We start from the raw sequence: 17,454 nt of genomic DNA, 5'->3' as shown, positions 1-17,454 counted from the left end.
ATGCCAAACACCTCTCCTCGTTAATGTTATTTTCTTTCTACACTTAACGAGTGTCCACTGTTTATTCTAGTTGCAAAGTGCATTTGAAATCAGTCAATTTCGCCCATTTGGGGCATTTCGGGCGAATCAACCTGCACTTTTGCATTTTGATGCGAGAAATGGGCGAAAACACGGCTAACAAAATGCAGATTTGCATTTTGATTCGGGAAGCAGGCTCTTTATCGAACCTGTTTCGCTAAAGGGTGAGGCAATGGTTGCTATACACTCACTGTTGGATGATGGCGCGACAAATGCTTCTGCGAAGAAAACTTCGCGGTGGGAGAAACTTGGTTTCAAACAACAGTGAACTTCCTGCGCCCTACTGCTCCTTCTCGGACAACGTAAATAATGCCGGGCATCACTTGCCCGGCATTATTTACGTCGTGAGCTTCGCGGCGACGGCGTGGCAACAGCTCAGCGCCGCAGCGGGATTCGCCATTTGAGCCGGATGTCGGCCCGCTCATCCCAGGTGACGCCGCGCCGCGCCGCATCGAGCAGAGGCTCGATGAAAGGCGCCAGCGCGGCATAGCTTGGCGTTGCCGCAGCAGCAGCGGCAACTTCGTCCAGGCAGCCGGCGAGCTCCGCCCGATCGCCGGCATAGAAGGCTTCGACATACCGCTCGTCAAGAGCCGGTATGTACGAAAGCGTCTGCGCTTCGCGGGCGCACAGGAGCGCCAGCGCGAAAGCGGCTTTGGCCGCGGCCGGCGAGACCAGCCAGCTCGGCAGCGTGCGGTATTCGAATCCGCCATGCGGCTGCAGGCGGAAATCGCCCAGTGAGCCGTAGCGGGGCCTTCGGCCGCGGCCAGCGGGGTCTTCCACAAGCGCAAGCGGGAATGCCACATAGCTGTCGAGCAGCCGCAGCAGCCGGCTCGATACCGGTATGCCGCTGAGATGGATATGCCCGCCGAGCGCCAGCCCCGGCACAGGCATCGCGCCAGCGGCCCAGCGAAGCGAAGGATCGTTAATGCGAGTGGCAGCGCGGCGCAGCAGCTGTCTGACATGCTCAAGCAGCGCTGCGGGATCCGCGGCAGGCTCCGGGCGGAGCTCCGCAACGGGATAGACGATACGCCGCCCGACAAGCAAAGCATCGCTTCCCGCAGCTCCCCCTGTTCCCTCGCCCAGAAACCGCGAGGCCGGTGCGACCCGCCCGTCCTGCCGGATGAGCACAAATTCGGGATCGGCTCCAATTAATAGGGTCCGATGATCGGAATCATAGCGTGCAGCCGCTTCATGACCAGCGGCATAGCTCGCCAGCGCATCCGGCCAGCGCCGCGTCAGCTCGGCTTTGCCCAGTGCCCTTGCCGCTCGGACAGTCGCCCTCCCGTCCGCTCCTAGTGCAACATCGGCCTCTCCGATGTCGAGGCCAAGCACATACAGCCCGCTCGTCGCCGCCCGGACGACGCGCCGCATTACCGGGTCTGCCGGCCATTGCGCAGCCGAAGCTGCTCGGCCAGCCCCTGCCAACACACGGCCCTCCGGGCGCTGCGGACTGCCTTCGCCGCCGCCCAAGGGCCGCCCCTGCCGATCCAATCGCATCAGCTCGATCGGCTCCAGCTGAAACAAGACGACGCGGTATAAGCGCTCGTCCTCCTGTACCGCGCGCACTAGTCCCGTGCGCCGCCAGCGCCGCTCCTTCTCCGCGGCGGACATCGCAGCGGCCGTCGCTGCGCCTTCATTGACTAGCACAGCGCCTGGCATACGACCCAAAGCAATCTTTTTCACCGTTGACAACACGATTACCGCGTCGCCCTCCGCTACGTCCTGATATGTGCCGTAGATCCTTATAGCTGCAGTCGACAGCGGCGGTGCAGCCTTGTCTATCCGCTCCAGCCGGTCATCATCGCCATCCCAGACCCATGTCGCAGTCAATGCCGCCACCTTCTTTGCCTAAGCTTCCATTCGAACCTGGTGATGCCAATCGTCTATTTTTTTCAAAAAAAAGAGGGCTTTCGCCCTCGAATCTGCCGCTCACGCAGCATAAGATACAGTAAAGCTTGAAGGCACGAGTTACAGCTCGTCGTCCAGCAGATCCGGGTCCAAATCCTCGTAATCCCCGTCGCCATCGCCCAAGTTGAAGTCGAGATCCTTGCCATCCAGACCGTCCGCACCGCCTGGAAAAACGGCAACAAACACTTTCGTCTCTGCAATCATTTCCACCGCGAATTCGCGTTCAACGCGAATGACCACACCGGAGCCGCTGCTCGAAATGTTAGCTTCGATGCAGTTCGGCTCTTGAAGTGCCTCGGCCGAAACTTCCTCCGTTGAAGTCCGATGCCGCGGGTCTACATAAGACAAAGGAATGTGCTCAACGTAATGTACGGATTCTTTTGCTACGTCTGTTTGGGAGTTTTTGCTGTACGAATACCAAATGTTGATATCGTAAGTACCGATCACCTCAATGCCGTCGCCCGATCGAACCGCTTCATATTGATGGTTGATTATCCATGCGCCCAGAATGCTGGTCGGATGATGAGGCGGCGTTACGGTATGGGTTACAGTGGAAAACTTACGACCTTTGCCGCAGACAGCTTTCGTTATTATTTCTCTAGCTTGAAGCTGTTTATCTGCAATAGTCATCGATTTAACCTCCTCCATACAATCATTCATTTAAAGTGTATGCAGGACATTCGTCTAGGGTGACTGTTTCTTTTCCCGCGCCGCAACGAATTTTTTCCCTCTTTATTCTATGACTCTGCTCGTTCTAAAATAACTTTTCTTTTTTTAAGTCTTTTTGCGACTTCCAAATAGCGTTTCAGCTCATGCATCAGTTTGAGCAATGCGGCACGCACTTCAAATTCCTCCCGTGTACGCGGCAGATCCATTGCTTTGAATTGCTGGGAAAGCTCCACCATCCGCTTCTCCGTCAAGCCGGTATAAACTTCCGATTTCACATCCTCAGACAACTGCTCCATCAGCTCGGCAATGTGGTCGTTCTGCGGCCACCGCTCATAGACCATCGCCAAATCCACCAGCATTTGCTGAATGAGCTCAAGCTGCTGGCTCCGCATCTCGAAATAATTCAACCAATAAAGCTCCTGCCCCCACAGCCGGTTATCCCGATTAAGCACAGAGCGGCGCGCCCCTTCTTCAATCGCATTATGCGCCTCCAGCAGCTCGCTTCCGTTCCATATATGAGAGGGGTCCCGCAGCGTTAACGCCATTTCGGTGAAAATAACGTCAAATTTATGCTCGACCGTTTCCTTCAAGCCTTGAAGAAGATGCTTGTCCTTCGGCATATAGATTAAATTAATGATCGTCGCCCAGCCAAGGCCGGCGAACAGCAGCATAATCTCGTTGCTGATGATATCGACGCTAACCTCTGCTCTTCCGAACAAATGGAAGACGATGACCGCGCTCGTCACAATTCCGTCCTTCAATTGAAAACGGGAAAGCACCGGAAACGTCAGCAGTATAAACAAAGCCACCGCCCAGATATGAAAGCCGAACACCGTAAAGATGAACGAGGCGAAAAAAAGTCCCAGCACCGAAGCGACAAACCGGACGAGGGCGCTTTTTAATCCCTTCAACCGGCTCACTTCGACGCCGAGAATAGCAAGAATGCCTGCCCCGAGCGGCGGCTCCAGTCCGAAATACACAGCTGTATAAATCGCCGCAATCGTCGCTAAGGCGGTTTTAATAATTCGAATACCCATATATAACCTCTTTGTAGTGGTAGAATTTTCAAAAGTCGTTAGGCGCACAGCGCCATTCACGTCTTAATCCTACCGTTCCCGCCAGCCATCCGTCAACTTTCGCTCCAGAATAGCGACCAGTTGATACATGACCGTCGCCACAGCTGCAATAACGACCAAACTGGACAAAACCAGCGTGAAATTGAATACTTGGAAGCCGTAAATAATCAAGTAGCCGAGACCCAGCTTCGCCACGAGAAACTCACCGACGATTACCCCGACCCACGCAAGCCCGACATTGACCTTCAACGCCGAGATGATGACCGGAAAGGACGCGGGTAAAATAACGAGCCGGAACAACTGCGCCCTGCTCGCTCCGAACAGCCGGACGACCTTGATAAACCCTGCTTCGATTTCGCGAAATTGATTATATATATTTATCGTCGTAATGATGACCGTGACCGAAAGCGTCACCGCTACAATAGACACAAAGCCGGGGCCTAGCAGCACGATAAAGAGCGGGCCAAGCGCGACCTTCGGCAAGCTGTTGAGCACGACCAAATAAGGATCGAACACGCGTGATAAAAAAGGAAACCACCACAGCGCAGCGGCAAGCGCCGTGCCAAGTAGCGTCCCAAGCGCAAAGCCCAGCGCTGTCTCCGATACCGTCATGCCGATATGCGGCCAAAGCGAACCGTCCGCCATCGTCGTCCATATTTGAGTAAACAGCTTGGAGGGATAGCTGAACAGCAGCGGATCGACCCATTTAAGCCGGCCTGCCGCTTCCCAGAGCGCAATGAACAATAAGAGGATGGCAATTTGTGTGACGCCTACAGCTGCTGTCAGCCGCTGTGCCCGTTTTTTGAACCGGAGATGCAGGTCTTCCATCCAATTGACCCGGTCTTCCTGGATGCCGGAAACTTCGGCTTTCAGTTCTTCCTGCTCTTTATTCATCTGCATCGCCCCCTTCCGCTCCCTCAGCTGCCTCAAGCTCCGCCCACAGCTGGTCGAATATGCTCTGAAAGCCGGCAAGTCTGCGGGCGTCCATGGGCGATGCCGACCGCAGCTCATCCGGCATGACATGCTCTGCAACAATTCGGCCGGGGTTGGCGGCGAGCACGATCACACGATCACTCATCGCAGCAGCCTCCGCCAAATCATGCGTGACGAGCATAGCCGTCTTGCCAAGCCGGCGCAGCGTCTGCTGCACGAGATCCTCAAGCTGCAGCTTAATATGAAGATCAAGCGCGGAGAACGGTTCGTCGAGCAGCAAGATGTCCGGCTCCGTCGCAAGCGTGCGTGCTAGTGCGACCCGCTGGCGCATACCGCCGGACAGTTCATGCGGGTAGCGGCTGCCGGAACCTGGCAGCCCCAGCTCGGCAAGCAGTTCATCGACCCTTCGCAGCGCCTCGGGCGTTTTCCGGCCGGTTATTTCCAAACCAATCGCGGCGTTGTCACGGATCGTGCGCCACGGGAACAAAAAATCCTGCTGAAGCATATAGCCAACCTTCGTCGACGGACCCGAAACGGCATCCCCGCCAAGCAATACTTGCCCTCTCGTCGGCGGGATCAAACCAGCGAGCATGCTTAGAATCGTCGTCTTGCCGCAGCCGCTTGGGCCGACAAGGCTGACGAATTCCCCGCGATGCACGGCGATATCGAGTTGTTCAACGGCAAGCGAAGCCCCTTTATCGTTGACATATACATGGGACACGCCTATCAGCTCCAGCATTCGATGATCGTCAGCCATTGTTCTCCCTCCGATATCGGATTATTTGACGGATTCGATTGCCTTCTCCGCAAACGTATTGTCAACGATCGCTTTATGCTCCGTGCGTGCTTTCAGCTCTCCGGCTGTCGTCATGACGTCCAGCAGATTATTCCATTCTGCTTCATCAATGATTGGATCCGATGCATAAGAGCCTTGCTGTTTGTAGCGATCGATGGAGCTGATCAGAATATCGCGGTCAACGTTGTCAAAGTAAGGAAGTACGGCATCCGCAATGGTCGCAGCATCATTTTCCGCTACCCAAAGCTGTGCTTTGTGCACGGCATTCGTAAATTTCTGTACTGTCGTTTTGTTTTTCTTAATAAAGCTTTGCTTCGTCATAAATACGGTGTATGGCAAATGTCCGCTTTCCACACCAAATGATGCGACGACGTGGCCTTTGCCCTCTTTTTCAAAGATTGAAGCCGTTGGTTCAAACAGCTGTACATACTCGCCTGTGCCTGACGCATATGCAGCGGATATGTTGGCAAAATCAATGTTCTGGATCAGCTCCAGATCGTTATGAGGATCGATGCCGTGTTTTTTGAGCGCGAATTCACCGGCCATTTGCGGCATGCCGCCTTTTCTTTGGCCGAGGAAAACATTTCCCTTCAGCTTATTCCAGTCAAACGCATCGTCCGCATTGCGCGCCACCAGGAATGTGCCATCCGTCTGCGTCAATTGTGCAAAGTTGATGACCGGGTCATCCGCACCTTGCTGATAGACATAAATTGAAGTTTCCGAGCCGACCAGCGCGACATCGATTACGCCCGACAGCAATGCCGTCATCGTTTTATCGCCGCCCGCCGTCGTCGTCAGTTCCACATCGAGCCCTTCATCCTTGAAAAATCCTTTTGCCAATGCTACGTATTGCGGCGCATAAAATAGTGACCGCGTCACTTCCCCAATGGTCACCTTCGTCTTCTCCGAGCTGCCGTTCCCGCAGCCTGCCAGCGCTGCCGTGGTCAGCAGCACGACAGAGAGCAGCAGCGCCATCCACACCCGTTTGCCCATGTCGATTCCTCCCGTTTTTCTTCGCATGTCGTTAGTACTCCAGCCTATGCAGCGAAACGCCCGGCGGTGAATTGACATGAGGCTGACGCGGGGACTTGCGTGCTCGGATGTTCGCACTCTGCGTGGTTCACACCATTTGCTCATGCTCAGAAAATACGCCTACGCTGCTTAATGCTCGTTCTCAAACACACTATTTACTTCTCGAAATACGCCTGCAGTCGGACGCACTCGCACCATTTGCATCAAAACTCTGAACGATGCTCATCTGTTGCTCGTTGTTCAGCTCTTCAACACACTAATTACTGGCTCGAGGATGCTTGCACGTGCGCCTCATACGGCCCACTTTCCCCTAACACGTCAGCGTACGTTCCAACGAACCTGCTTCGCAATTTAGCGAAGCAAAGTTCTTTGTACACGCTCAAAAGTGGCGACTTCTCTGCTGCAACGAAGCTAGTTTCGCTATCCGTGAACTTTGGTTCTCCAAAAGCGAAAATAGCTTCGCTAAAAGTTTAATAGCTTGCTAGAACTGCTCGCAGAACGAAATTTGGTTCGCAATATAACGAACCTGCTTCGCTATATCAACTTGGGCGGGCCCAATTTAATTGCTGCTGTCCTTATAGCGAAATTCAATTCGCAATTTAGCGAACACGCTTCGTTATATCAACTTGAGCGGGCTAATTTAATTGCGGCGGCCCATATAGCGAAATTCAATTCGCAATATAGCGAACCTGCTTCACTATCCCACCCCGGGCCAGCCAACTCTGCTGCATCCCCCCAGAGATCCCAAAGAAACTATTTACCTATCCTCCTACAGCACATTTACAACACATTAGAAGAAGCAGTATCTTTCACAGCAACGAAAAAAAGGCTACCGCGTCAAAGCTGATCTCAGATCACCTTTGTCGCAATAGCCTTTGTTATTTCACTTATCGTAGTGCTCTCGCACCTACGTCCCACTCTTCTACATTTACAGCTTATAAATATCTTTATATTTCCGCTCCAGATAATGAACCAAATGCTGTGGATCAAGCGGCTTGCCGGTAATGTTCTGAATAAGCTCGGACGGCGTTCTCAGCTTGCCATATTTGTAAATCCGCTCCGACAGCCAGTTTTTGATCGGGTGCAGCTCACCGCGCCCAACATTGCCCCAAAAATCTGGCAGCTCGCGTTCCATCGTATCGGCGATTTGTGCAGCATACATATTACCTAGCGAGTAAGACGGGAAGTAACCGAACATGCCGCCGGACCAGTGTACGTCCTGCAGCACGCCCTCTGCATCATTTGGCGGCGTAATACCGAGGTACTCCCGGTACTTGTCGTTCCAGATTGCCGGAAGGTCAGAAGCTTTCGCCCCTTCGTTGAAGATCAGCTTCTCAATCTCGTAGCGGATAATAATGTGCAGGTTGTAAGTCAGCTCATCAGCTTCAATCCGGATGAGCGAAGGCTGCACAACGTTTATACCGCGGTAAAATTGCTCCACGGGAACGTTTAGCTGTCCCGGGAATTTCTGCTGCAAATCGCCGTAATACCGTTCCCAGAACGGTTTGCTGCGGCCGATTACATTTTCCCAGAAACGGGATTGCGATTCATGAATGCCCATCGAGGTTCCTGAGCACAGCGTCGTACCAATGAGCTCCGGCATTATATTTTGCTCATATAGCGCGTGTCCGCCTTCATGGATGGTGCCGAACAAAGCGCTCGTCACATCATCCACCAAGTACCGCGTCGTAATACGCACATCGCCGGGATTAAGTCCGGTTGCAAACGGATGGACACTCTCGTCAAGCCGTCCCGCGTCAAAATCATAGCCCATTTCGTTCAAAATAAACTTGCTATACGCCTTTTGCGCTTCTTTATCGTAATTTTGCTGCAGGAAGGATGTATCCGGCTGATGCGGAGAAGCCGCAATGGCCGCCGCCAATGGCACAAGCTGCTCACGGAGTCCGCCAAATACGCGGTCCAGCTCCTTCGTCGTCATGCCGGGCTCATATTGATCGAGCAGCGTGTCGTAACGAGTGTCCTTCGCTCCCCATAGGTCAATGAATTGCTGCTGATAGCCGATAACCTTTTCCAGATAAGGCTGGAAGCCAGCGAAGTCGTTGTTTGCTTTCGCCTCTTCCCACTTATTCTCAGTTTGTGCGGCTAACACGACATACTCTTGGTAAAGCTTTTGCGGGATCTTGACGCTGCGGTCATAATCCTTGCGCGTTTCCGTCACTAGCCGCTGCTCGATTTCGGACAAGCTCTCGAAGTTTTGCGGCTCTTCCAGCGTTGCCAAATATTCGCCCAGTTCAGGCGAAGTAGACAATTTGAACATGTCGCCGGACAACGCGCCGATCGATTCGGAACGGGTGTCCATTCCTTTGCGCGGAGCGCCTGTACGCAAGTCCCAATACAGCACGCCCAGCGCTTCCTCATAGCTTTTTACTTTGCGATTCGTTTCCATAAACAAAGGAAGCGTTTTCTCGTTATGTACGGTCATTTTACAAGCCGCCTTTCCATTTTGGAGTTGAAGAAATTGCAGGGTTGCCTATCTTGATCTTACCGTTAACAAAACGTATAATCAACCTTAGCCGTTACATCGAAATGGGCGAAGCGGCAAGGAAAGCGAGGTATTATCCATGCATATTTCATTCACACCTGCAGCAGTCGATTTTCTGACTCCATACATAGCCGACGGCAGCCGGCAGTTGAAGTTGCTGCATGATACGGAAGGCTGCGGCTGCGTGATGAGCGGCGTGCCTGCCCTTCAGCTTGTGAAAGAATCGACGGTTGATGACAAACTGGCCGAAGGCGATCCTTTACCGTTCCTATTCGAACCTCGTCATGAGGTTTTTTTTGAGCCGCAAATGCGAATCGATTACAATGCGGATCGGGATAGCCTCAGTTTGAAAAGCGACAATCAGATTTACACGCTTGATCTGCGTTTTGTGAAAAACTAACGCCATAGTGCTACAGCCTAAGGAGGAACTGGAAATGAATAAATTGGAGCAAATTTTGGAGTACAACAACAACTTTGTGGAGAAAAAAGAATACGAGCAATATTTGACGACCAAATTTCCGGATCGCAAAATGGTTATCGTTACGTGTATGGACACTCGCTTGACCGAGCTTCTTCCAAAAGCAATGAACTTGAAAAACGGCGACTCCAAAATTATTAAAAACGCAGGCGCCATCATCACGCAGCCATTCGGCAACCTGATGCGAAGCGTGCTGGTCGCTGTCTATGAGCTGAAAGCGGACGAGGTATTTGTCATCGGTCACCACGATTGCGGCATGACTGGTCTTGATCCGGAGGTTGTCGTTGGCCACATGGTTGAACGCGGCATTTCTGAAGATACGATCGAAACGCTCCGTAACTCCGGCCTAAACCTGATGCGCTGGCTGACTGGCTTTGACAACGTCAAAGAAAGCGTGGAGAAAAGCGTGGGCATCGTACGGAATCACCCGTTATTGCCGGCAAACGTTCCTGTACACGGCCTGGCGATTAACCCTGAGACCGGTGAGCTGGATCTAATTGTCGATGGTTACAAATCCCTTAAAGCATAATCTGCTTCTATAAAAATTGAAGAGCCGCCTTTGCGCTATACTGCGCCAGGGCGGCTCTTCTTTTTCAATTCTGCCGCTGCTGCTCTTGCGGCAACGATATCGCTGCGATCGCGAAGCTTATGACGGTGAATAATAGCGGCTTCGATGCCTTCTATTTTCCCCCACTGCAATCCCGCCGCCTCACAGCGCTTCTGCATTTCCGCCTCAAGCAGCGGATCGATGAGGTCAAAATCCATTTCCTTGTAGCCAACTAACTCCCCCGCTACAAGATTCTCTTGTCTAAGCGTGAGTGCATGCAGCAGCTTATCCCCGTCAATTCCAAGCTCTCTGAGTGCAGGCGGATTTAATCTGTACAACGCATTTGCATAGATTTTGCGGGCGCCGTTATAGTTGCCTCTGCGCAAATGATAATGACCGACTGCCAATTGGATCAAACCCACCCATAATTCTGCTCTCGAATCACCGGGATGCTCCTTCCAATATTCCTCTAGCAGCTCATGGCATTCGAAAAAGTCGCGAGTCGCATGATATTCCATTAAATAGTGCAAGTAAGCGTCCGGATAGCGCTTTTCCATACCGCTCTCCCCCCTGCAAAATGATTAAATTTTTAAATGAATAGCATACTAACTATTAAAGTTAAAAAAAATTTGAAACCTCCGTTAATAATAGCCGTAAATGTATATGATAGCAATGAATCCACTACACAGAGATCTAGGAGGAGAATAGCAATGAAGAAAGGGTTAGTTTTAATGCTGGCTATGACGTTGTTTCTGACGCTTGGTTTTGGACAAGTTGCAGATGCGGCAAAACGCGGTGGCGGCGGCGGAATGAAATCACCAAAGCAAAGCTTCACGCAAACCCCTAAGAAGACGGATCAAGGCAGTGGCGTAAGCCAGTCCAACCCAGGTACTAAAACAGGTGGAGCTGCTGGTGCAGGAGCTGCTACAAAATCATCCGGTTTCGGCGGAAGCTTCATGAAGGGTATGCTTGTCGGCGGTTTGGCTGGCATGTTGTTTGGCGGAATGTTTGGTACAGGCGCATTTGGCCAAATGCTCGGATTCTTGGTTAACTTGCTTGCAATAGCTGCCATCATTATGGTTATCGTGGCTGCATTTAAGTATATCCGCAACAAAAGAACGCCTAACCCGCGAGGACCTTATTAATGACTCGGATTTACACAGATGAGATTATTAATGCCGTCTGTCTTCATATGGCGGAGCGTAAAGGCGTAAAGCCTCAGGACGTGGAAGTTCAGCTTTCATGGGAAGAGCAGTACGGCTTTACCGCAGAAGTATGGGTCAATGGAAGAAGCCAATACTTGATCGAATCCAACCTGTTGGAAGCGATTGAGCAGTATATGTATACGGAGTACAATCAGCGCGTATTCCGCTCCAACATTAAGCTGGATGCGGACGAAGAATTTTTTGCCGACATTACGGAATAACCATTCTTCATACGTGTAAAAGAGGGCATTCGCTAGCAGCCGTTTCATCCGGCGGCCAAGCGAATGCCCTCTTTCTGTTAGATCGGGTATGTTCGGACGACCGTTAGGCTCTGCGAAATGCGAGCACTGCATTGACGCCGCCAAAGCCGTATGAATTCGACACCGCGGCATTCGCTCGCGTCTCGCGAGCATATCTGGAAACGAGATCGATGTCAGCTGCCGGATCGGGCTCGTCCAAATTTGTTGTTGGCGGCAGCCATTCGTTCCGCAGAGATAATAAAGTAATTGCAGCCTCGATGGCGCCGGATGCGCCCAGCGGATGGCCGTACAGTCCTTTTGTTCCGCTGACGGCTACGGGACGGCTGCCAAATACATCGCGTATGACCTTCGATTCTGTCACGTCATTGAGCAAAGTAGAAGATCCATGGGCATTGACGTAATCGATATCGTCTGGCGACAAATCGGCTGCAGCAAGCGCTTGTCTTAGCGCCCTCGCCGCTTGCATGCCGCTTGGCAGCGGCGCGCTCATATGATGGGCGTCATTGGTCAGCCCGAAACCTGCCGCTTCACCGTAAATGACGGCTCCCCGAGCTTTAGCATGATGCTCGGCCTCAATTACGAGTACCGCCGAGCCCTCCCCCATTACAAAACCGTCGCGATTGCGGTCAAATGGACGGCTTGCCCCCGACGGCAATTCATTGCGCGTCGACATCGCTCGCAGCATATCGAATGCACCGAAGGAAAGCGGAGCTAGCGGCGCTTCCGAGCCTCCAGCCAGCATCACATCAGCTTCGCCTCGCTGTATAGCCTGCATGGCTCGTCCAATGGCGACAGCACCGGAAGCGCAGGACATTGCATTGGTCTCGTTAGGTCCTTGAAAGCCGAACTCCATTGCAAGATTGCAGGATGCCGCTCCCCCAAATACGGAAAAGCCCAACGTCGGAGATACGGAACGGAACCCGCCGTTGAAATATTGTCCGCATTGCTCCTCGGCGTACGCGATTCCGCCTAAAGCGCTGCCCATAAAGATCCCGGCCCGCTCAGCCTCGACACTGTCCGCACGCAACCCCGCGTCTTGCAGGGCTAGCCTTCCTCCTGCAACGGCTAGCTGCGAATAGCGATCCATGCGATGCGCTCTCTTCTTGTCCATGTAATCCTCTGCATGGAAACCGTCGATTTGAGCGGCAATTCGGCTGCGAAGCCCTTCTGGCGTGAAACGGTCAATCGCTTTGACCGCGCTCGTTCCCTTCTGCACCCCTTCCCATAGCGACTGAACGCCAATACCGATTGGGGTGACACATCCGATGCCAGTAATTACTGCTTTTATAGGACTCATGCGTAATTCCTCCTTGTATCGTTCAAAACCTTACGCTTGGAAATTTCTTCGCTATTTCGTTTTGCACTTTTTCGGTTTATTACACTCTTAATACTTGCAACGATTCTCTCCCTGCTTGCCTTACTTGCTCCTGCTGTTCTTGCTTCTCCTGCTTCTCCAACTGCTCTTGCTCTGCATGCTGCTTCAAGCCTTGGAGCGTTCGGTCTGCGATGGCGTGGACGAACATATCGCAAATGATGCCAGCCAGCATTCGGCGGCCGAACGGCGGACTATACCAGCGGTGGATGATAGAAACTTTAACAGCATCTTCCGCCACCGGCTCCAACCGCCACTCCACCTCCATATTCCGTGTCACGCCCTTAATATGCTTGTACTGGACAACTTGCTTCGCCTCATCGATTTCCATATCGCTAGTCCACCATACCGGCCATTTCAACGGTTTGAACAACCGGTATGCCGCCATTTCTACTTTTCCGCCGGTGTCGCTGCCGCCTTGCTCAAATGAGGTTCTGCGGTAATGCGACAGCAGCTCCGGCCAACGCTCCACTTCCCGCGCATAGCGGAATGCCGTTTCCGCTGAACAATTCATCGTCACTTCGTTATACGTATACAATGGTTTTCCCTCCTTCCTCTACTATCTGTGTACAGGACGGCTGTCGCCGATGGCTGCAACGAGTCGGTTTGTCAACGCTTCCGAAGCGCCAATTACCCGCAAGCCGGCTCTCCACAGCCGCTCATGCCGGCTTGCTTGCTCGATGAGCTTCTGCAGCCGAAGCGATCCGGCAAATTCCGTTAACCTCTGCCGGTTATACCACTGCAAGGAGCGATGGCTGCCTGTCTGGAGCGCATCCATTAACGCCGGGGCCGCAAGCTCCGCACTCCTTAAAGCCCGGTAAATGCCTTGACCTGTCATCGGATCGTAATAGCCGGCCGCATCGCCGACCAGTACCATGCCCTCGAGCGCGGCAGAGCGGACGATACGCTCGAAGGGGCCGCAGGCAAGCACCTCACCTTCGATTTCGGCATGATGGAATCTCTCCTTCAACGCCTCCCACTGCCTTGCCTCGCTCATCATATAGGCGGACTTTCCGGCTGCGGCACCTTCCATCGCTTTGCGCCCTCTGAGCGCAACCGTCATGTTGGCTTGTCCACCGCCAATTGGCGCAAGTCCAATAACACGGTCTCCGCTTACATAGAGCTCCACTTTGCCGCTCAAGCCTTCGATGCCGTTCAATCTTGCCGTTAATGCTGCTTTTCGCAGCTTGCCGAAGCGGCTAAGATCTGCGCTCCGTGCGACAGCGGACCGAATGCCGTCTGCCCCCGCGACCATTTGCGTTCGCACTAGTTGCGGCCGCTGATCGCTCGTTCGGCGAACTTCAACGCCAGTCAGCCTTCCATTTTCCCAGATCAGACGCTCCGCCTTCGTCTTCTCCTCAAAGACGACGCCCGCACGATACGCCTGCTCAATCAGCCAACCGTCGAGCAGCTCTCGCTTGCAGCCGATGCCGTAACGATTATCTCCGAACGAGGCAGCCAACGTGGTCATCCGACCCGAGCCGGAAGCCGCGCTGTTCAACTGCCAGCCGGTCAGCACCGAATGCGGAATAGACGCTTCATGAAGCCATTCATCTGCCTGCCGCCCGTCGTACAACCGGCTCAGCGTCTGAACGGCACCCGGATTAAGCGATTCGCCGCAAGGCTTGCGTCTGGGGAAAGGCGCTGCGTCTACCATCAGCACTTTCGCGCCTTGCAGCGCAAGAAGCCTGGAGAGCACGCTTCCCGCCGGCCCCGCGCCGGCAACAACAACATCATATTTACGTTCCAATGCCTCGCTGGACATCAGCTCTCTCCTACAAGCGCGAGACGAAATGGAAAATGTCGTCTAACCGAGGCTTCGACACCCGCCCGCGTAATTAAAGCTTTAGCCTCTCCCGCTGTGAAGGAGCGCTGAACGGACAACGGACCATCATGTTTCGTGACAGGGCTTTGCCAGACATACCGTGCCAGCAGCTTGGCTGCTGCATACGCCACTGTATGACGTTCGAGATCGGTAATGACCCAGCCGATTCTCGAGACGCGGTCCATTTCCTTGAGCAGCTTGACCGCTGCCTCATCGTCCATATGATGAAGAGCCAAGTTGCTGAACGCGATATCAAAGCTTTTATCGGCATAGGGCAGCGCCGTGCCGTCCGCTTGGCATACTTGCACTGCTGTTTCCTCCGCTGTCCTTCGCTCCGCCAGCTTCACGATATCGGGATGCATATCGACACCAACAATGGAGACGGTAAAACCTTTTTTCCGGCAACGGTCTGCTAATGCCAGCGGAATATCTGCAAGCCCTGTCGCAACATCCAGTACCGTTATATCTTCCTTCCGTCCGACGCGGAGCAGCAGCCGGTCCAAATGATTGAATAATGCGGGATTGCCGCCCAAATACCGGTTGACATCCCAAACCTCGCCCAAGCTGAACTCCAGCTCCTCCGGCGCGACACGTTGATCTCCTGCATCGTCATCCAGCCACTCCTTTGTCATAAGCCGATTCACAAGGCAGCCTCCTTCTCGTTTTGTTTATTGTTATTGTTTTCCACTTTTTTTATCCGCCTTTGCCGGACTTTCGCTGGAATTATTTACACCGGGTCAAATCGACAGCATTCGCCGCAACCTCTGCGAATCTAGCGCGTCTATTAATAGGAGTACTGAGAGGAGAGTGATGAAAGCAAGTGTTGATGAGGAGAATGACAGCGATGGTGCTGCTTCTGTTCGCCGCCTATACCTTAACCGCTTCAGCGGCAAACGCAGCCAGCCCATCCGTTGCCGCAATGACGAAGTATCGCGTCTATCAGAACGACAAGGCTTTGAAAGAATTCGCCACCGAGAAGCAGGCGATCGCCTATGCGAGCGGATTCGAATACAGTCATGTCGAGGCGATTACCGGCCGTACGTGGATTTGGGACAACTTCCCGCGATACAAAATCTATCAAGGCAGCAAATCCAATACCAAATGGGAATTCCGCACTTATGAGCAAGCCTTAGCAGCCGCCTCCAAGCTGACTGGCGTACATATCCGAGATTTGGAGAAACCAGGCTGGGTCTATCAATCCTATGCCAAATATCAGCTTTACCAAGGCGATAATACGAAGGATAGCTGGGGATTTACGACGCTAGCAGCAGCGAAGAAAGAAGCTGCCAAGTGGACCGGCTCCCATGTGATGGAGCTCTCAACCAATGCGTGGGTGTGGGATAACTTGACCGCTGCTCAGAAAACAAAGCTCCGCCAAGGGAGTGCGGTTTATGAAATCTCCGTCAATGGCGAGACTGCTGAGCAGTCGAAGTCCTATCCTTTTTTATACGATGCAATCAAGGCCGCCTCTTCCATTGAAGGCAGCGTCGTCGTCAATACGAAGACGGGCAAAACTGTTCACTCCAATGTTCCGGCCTACTCCGTCTCGCAAAGCGGTAAGCCAATCAAGGCGTTTGTGAGCTTGGACAAAGCGATTCAATTCGCGACCTACTATGCCAACTCGGAAATTTCCTTCCAAGGCGCAGTCTGGTGGACGAACACCGCTTACTTGACCGTCTATCAAGGCGATAAGAAGCTGAAAAGCTTCCATACGCTGAAATCTGCACTGGCTTATGCCAAAGGCTACTCCAACAGCTCCGTCCGCAATCCGGACGAACGCAAGCTTTGGAGCAATACGAAAGCACTTGTCTACCTGGGCTGGAACGGAAGCTCCAGCACCTCGGTTATATTAGGGCATGTTGCCAATACGCAAGGGCTTAACATCGACTCGCCAACCTGGTTCGAGCTTGGCGCTGCCGACGGCACGCTGAAGGATAATTCCGATCCTTTCGTCGTTTCGACGCTGAAGGACAAAGGCATTCTTGTTATGCCGCTCTTGCACAACCAGTTCGACAAGAAGATGACGACAGCTTTTCTAGCGGACACGAAAGCGCAGCAAGCTTTCATTACCCGCCTCGTCGATCGGCTCTCTGCGCTTGGCGTCTACGGTCTTAACCTCGACTTCGAGGAAGTGGCCGGAACGGATCGCGCGGCCTATACCGCTTTCGTCAAAGCGCTGGCCAAAGCCGTGCATGATAAAGGAATGAAGATATCCATCGACCTGCCTCGCGGCAGCGCCAGCTGGAATCATCTGACCGCCTATGATCATGCCGCTCTAGCGACGATTGTCGATACGATCATCATTATGGCTTACGATCAATTCTGGAGCACGAGCCCCTCCCCTGGTCCGGTTGCCGGTCTGAAGTGGGTCGAGGAAGGCGTCCAGCAGTTTCTGTCTTACGGCATTCCGCGTGACAAACTGATGCTTGGCATTCCGTTCTACGTAAGGGAATGGAAGCTGGATAGCAGCGGCAAGCTGGTCAGCAACCGTGCAATCTACATGAAGGATGTTCCGAAGCTGATCACCGACACCGGTGCCACAGGCACGGCTGACCCGGAGTCTGGTTTAACGAAATATTCGTATGTGAAGGACGGCTTTACGTACCTGTTCTGGGCGGAAACGACTGCAACGGTACAAGCCCGAATCGACATCGCGAAAAAATACGATCTGGCCGGCATTGGCGCATGGCGTCTCGGCTACGAGAGTTCAGATCTGTGGACAATGATGCTTCGCAATCAGTCCTAACTAATAAACCGCAAAAATCCCCGGTT

General features: G+C 53.1%; 17 protein-coding genes. 5 read left to right on the top strand and 12 right to left on the bottom strand.

Features of this window, described 5'->3' with window-relative positions; genetic code table 11:
- Positions 1 to 453: 453 nt before the first annotated feature.
- The 7 genes from IEX98_RS27205 to IEX98_RS27175 all read right to left on the bottom strand — a co-directional run bounded on the left by IEX98_RS27205 (position 454) and on the right by IEX98_RS27175 (position 8,935).
- Positions 454 to 1,908, bottom strand: a complete 1,455-nt coding sequence (locus IEX98_RS27205) for a putative amidoligase domain-containing protein (RefSeq protein ID WP_188892834.1) — start codon at positions 1,906 to 1,908, stop codon at positions 454 to 456.
- A 138-nt stretch (positions 1,909 to 2,046) separates the two neighbouring features.
- Positions 2,047 to 2,616, bottom strand: coding sequence for an outer spore coat protein CotE (locus tag IEX98_RS27200; RefSeq protein ID WP_188892833.1), 570 nt, complete (start codon positions 2,614 to 2,616; stop codon positions 2,047 to 2,049).
- A gap of 107 nt (positions 2,617 to 2,723) precedes the next feature.
- Positions 2,724 to 3,692: an aromatic acid exporter family protein gene (locus IEX98_RS27195; RefSeq protein ID WP_188892832.1), complete on the bottom strand. Its 969-nt coding sequence runs from the start codon at positions 3,690 to 3,692 to the stop codon at positions 2,724 to 2,726.
- 69 nt (positions 3,693 to 3,761) lie between these two features.
- Positions 3,762 to 4,625, bottom strand: a complete 864-nt coding sequence (locus IEX98_RS27190) for an ABC transporter permease (protein ID WP_188892831.1) — start codon at positions 4,623 to 4,625, stop codon at positions 3,762 to 3,764.
- Complete coding sequence (locus IEX98_RS27185; RefSeq protein WP_229692421.1) at positions 4,618 to 5,421, bottom strand: ABC transporter ATP-binding protein; 804 nt, start codon at positions 5,419 to 5,421, stop codon at positions 4,618 to 4,620. Before IEX98_RS27185 ends, IEX98_RS27190 begins: the two co-directional genes overlap by 8 nt.
- 21 nt (positions 5,422 to 5,442) lie before the next feature.
- Entirely contained in the window at positions 5,443 to 6,480 is a 1,038-nt protein-coding gene (locus IEX98_RS27180; RefSeq protein ID WP_374705390.1) for an ABC transporter substrate-binding protein, read from the bottom strand.
- A gap of 940 nt (positions 6,481 to 7,420) precedes the next feature.
- A complete protein-coding gene (locus IEX98_RS27175) occupies positions 7,421 to 8,935 on the bottom strand; it encodes a carboxypeptidase M32 (protein ID WP_188892830.1) in 1,515 nt (504 codons plus the stop codon).
- Positions 8,936 to 9,074: 139 nt separating this feature from the next.
- On the opposite strand from IEX98_RS27175, the gene IEX98_RS27170 reads away from it, so the two are divergent.
- Both IEX98_RS27170 and IEX98_RS27165 read left to right on the top strand, forming a co-directional pair.
- A complete protein-coding gene (locus tag IEX98_RS27170; RefSeq protein WP_188892829.1) occupies positions 9,075 to 9,395 on the top strand; it encodes an iron-sulfur cluster biosynthesis family protein in 321 nt (106 codons plus the stop codon).
- A 34-nt stretch (positions 9,396 to 9,429) separates the two neighbouring features.
- Positions 9,430 to 10,002 carry a beta-class carbonic anhydrase gene (locus tag IEX98_RS27165; RefSeq protein ID WP_188892828.1) on the top strand — a complete coding sequence of 191 codons (573 nt, stop codon included), beginning with the start codon at positions 9,430 to 9,432 and terminating at the stop codon, positions 10,000 to 10,002.
- 35 nt (positions 10,003 to 10,037) lie between these two features.
- On the opposite strand, the gene IEX98_RS27160 is transcribed toward IEX98_RS27165, so the two are convergent.
- On the bottom strand, positions 10,038 to 10,577 hold the full coding sequence (locus IEX98_RS27160; protein ID WP_188892827.1) for a DUF309 domain-containing protein: 540 nt from the start codon (positions 10,575 to 10,577) through the stop codon (positions 10,038 to 10,040).
- Between the two features lie 153 nt (positions 10,578 to 10,730).
- Here IEX98_RS27160 and IEX98_RS27155 point away from each other — a divergent pair, with 153 nt between their 5' ends.
- On the top strand, positions 10,731 to 11,165 hold the full coding sequence (locus IEX98_RS27155; protein ID WP_188892826.1) for a hypothetical protein: 435 nt from the start codon (positions 10,731 to 10,733) through the stop codon (positions 11,163 to 11,165).
- A complete protein-coding gene (locus IEX98_RS27150; protein WP_042161942.1) occupies positions 11,165 to 11,446 on the top strand; it encodes a YxcD family protein in 282 nt (93 codons plus the stop codon). Before IEX98_RS27155 ends, IEX98_RS27150 begins: the two co-directional genes overlap by 1 nt.
- A 103-nt stretch (positions 11,447 to 11,549) precedes the next feature.
- Here the strand turns inward: IEX98_RS27150 and IEX98_RS27145 are convergent, their stop codons facing one another.
- The 4 genes from IEX98_RS27145 to IEX98_RS27130 all read right to left on the bottom strand — a co-directional run bounded on the left by IEX98_RS27145 (position 11,550) and on the right by IEX98_RS27130 (position 15,326).
- The gene (locus IEX98_RS27145; protein WP_188892825.1) at positions 11,550 to 12,782 is read right to left on the bottom strand and encodes a beta-ketoacyl-[acyl-carrier-protein] synthase family protein; all 1,233 of its coding nucleotides are present in this window, start codon (positions 12,780 to 12,782) and stop codon (positions 11,550 to 11,552) included.
- 79 nt (positions 12,783 to 12,861) lie between these two features.
- Positions 12,862 to 13,395 (bottom strand): SRPBCC family protein, encoded by a 534-nt coding sequence (locus IEX98_RS27140; protein WP_188892824.1) that lies wholly within the window; start codon positions 13,393 to 13,395, stop codon positions 12,862 to 12,864.
- 21 nt (positions 13,396 to 13,416) lie between these two features.
- Positions 13,417 to 14,622 (bottom strand): NAD(P)/FAD-dependent oxidoreductase, encoded by a 1,206-nt coding sequence (locus IEX98_RS27135; protein ID WP_188892823.1) that lies wholly within the window; start codon positions 14,620 to 14,622, stop codon positions 13,417 to 13,419.
- Entirely contained in the window at positions 14,622 to 15,326 is a 705-nt protein-coding gene (locus tag IEX98_RS27130) for a methyltransferase domain-containing protein (protein WP_188892822.1), read from the bottom strand. The genes IEX98_RS27135 and IEX98_RS27130 overlap by 1 nt, the downstream gene beginning before the upstream one ends.
- Before the next feature lie 200 nt (positions 15,327 to 15,526).
- Here IEX98_RS27130 and IEX98_RS27125 point away from each other — a divergent pair, with 200 nt between their 5' ends.
- Positions 15,527 to 17,428, top strand: a complete 1,902-nt coding sequence (locus tag IEX98_RS27125; RefSeq protein WP_229692420.1) for a glycosyl hydrolase family 18 protein — start codon at positions 15,527 to 15,529, stop codon at positions 17,426 to 17,428.
- The last annotated feature ends 26 nt before the right edge of the window (positions 17,429 to 17,454 follow it).

It is taken from the genome of Paenibacillus radicis (ex Gao et al. 2016) (assembly GCF_014641555.1).
GTDB lineage: Bacteria > Bacillota > Bacilli > Paenibacillales > Paenibacillaceae > Pristimantibacillus > Pristimantibacillus radicis.
The sequence above is the reverse complement of the archived record's forward strand: the minus strand, read 5'-3'. Positions and strand labels throughout refer to the sequence as shown.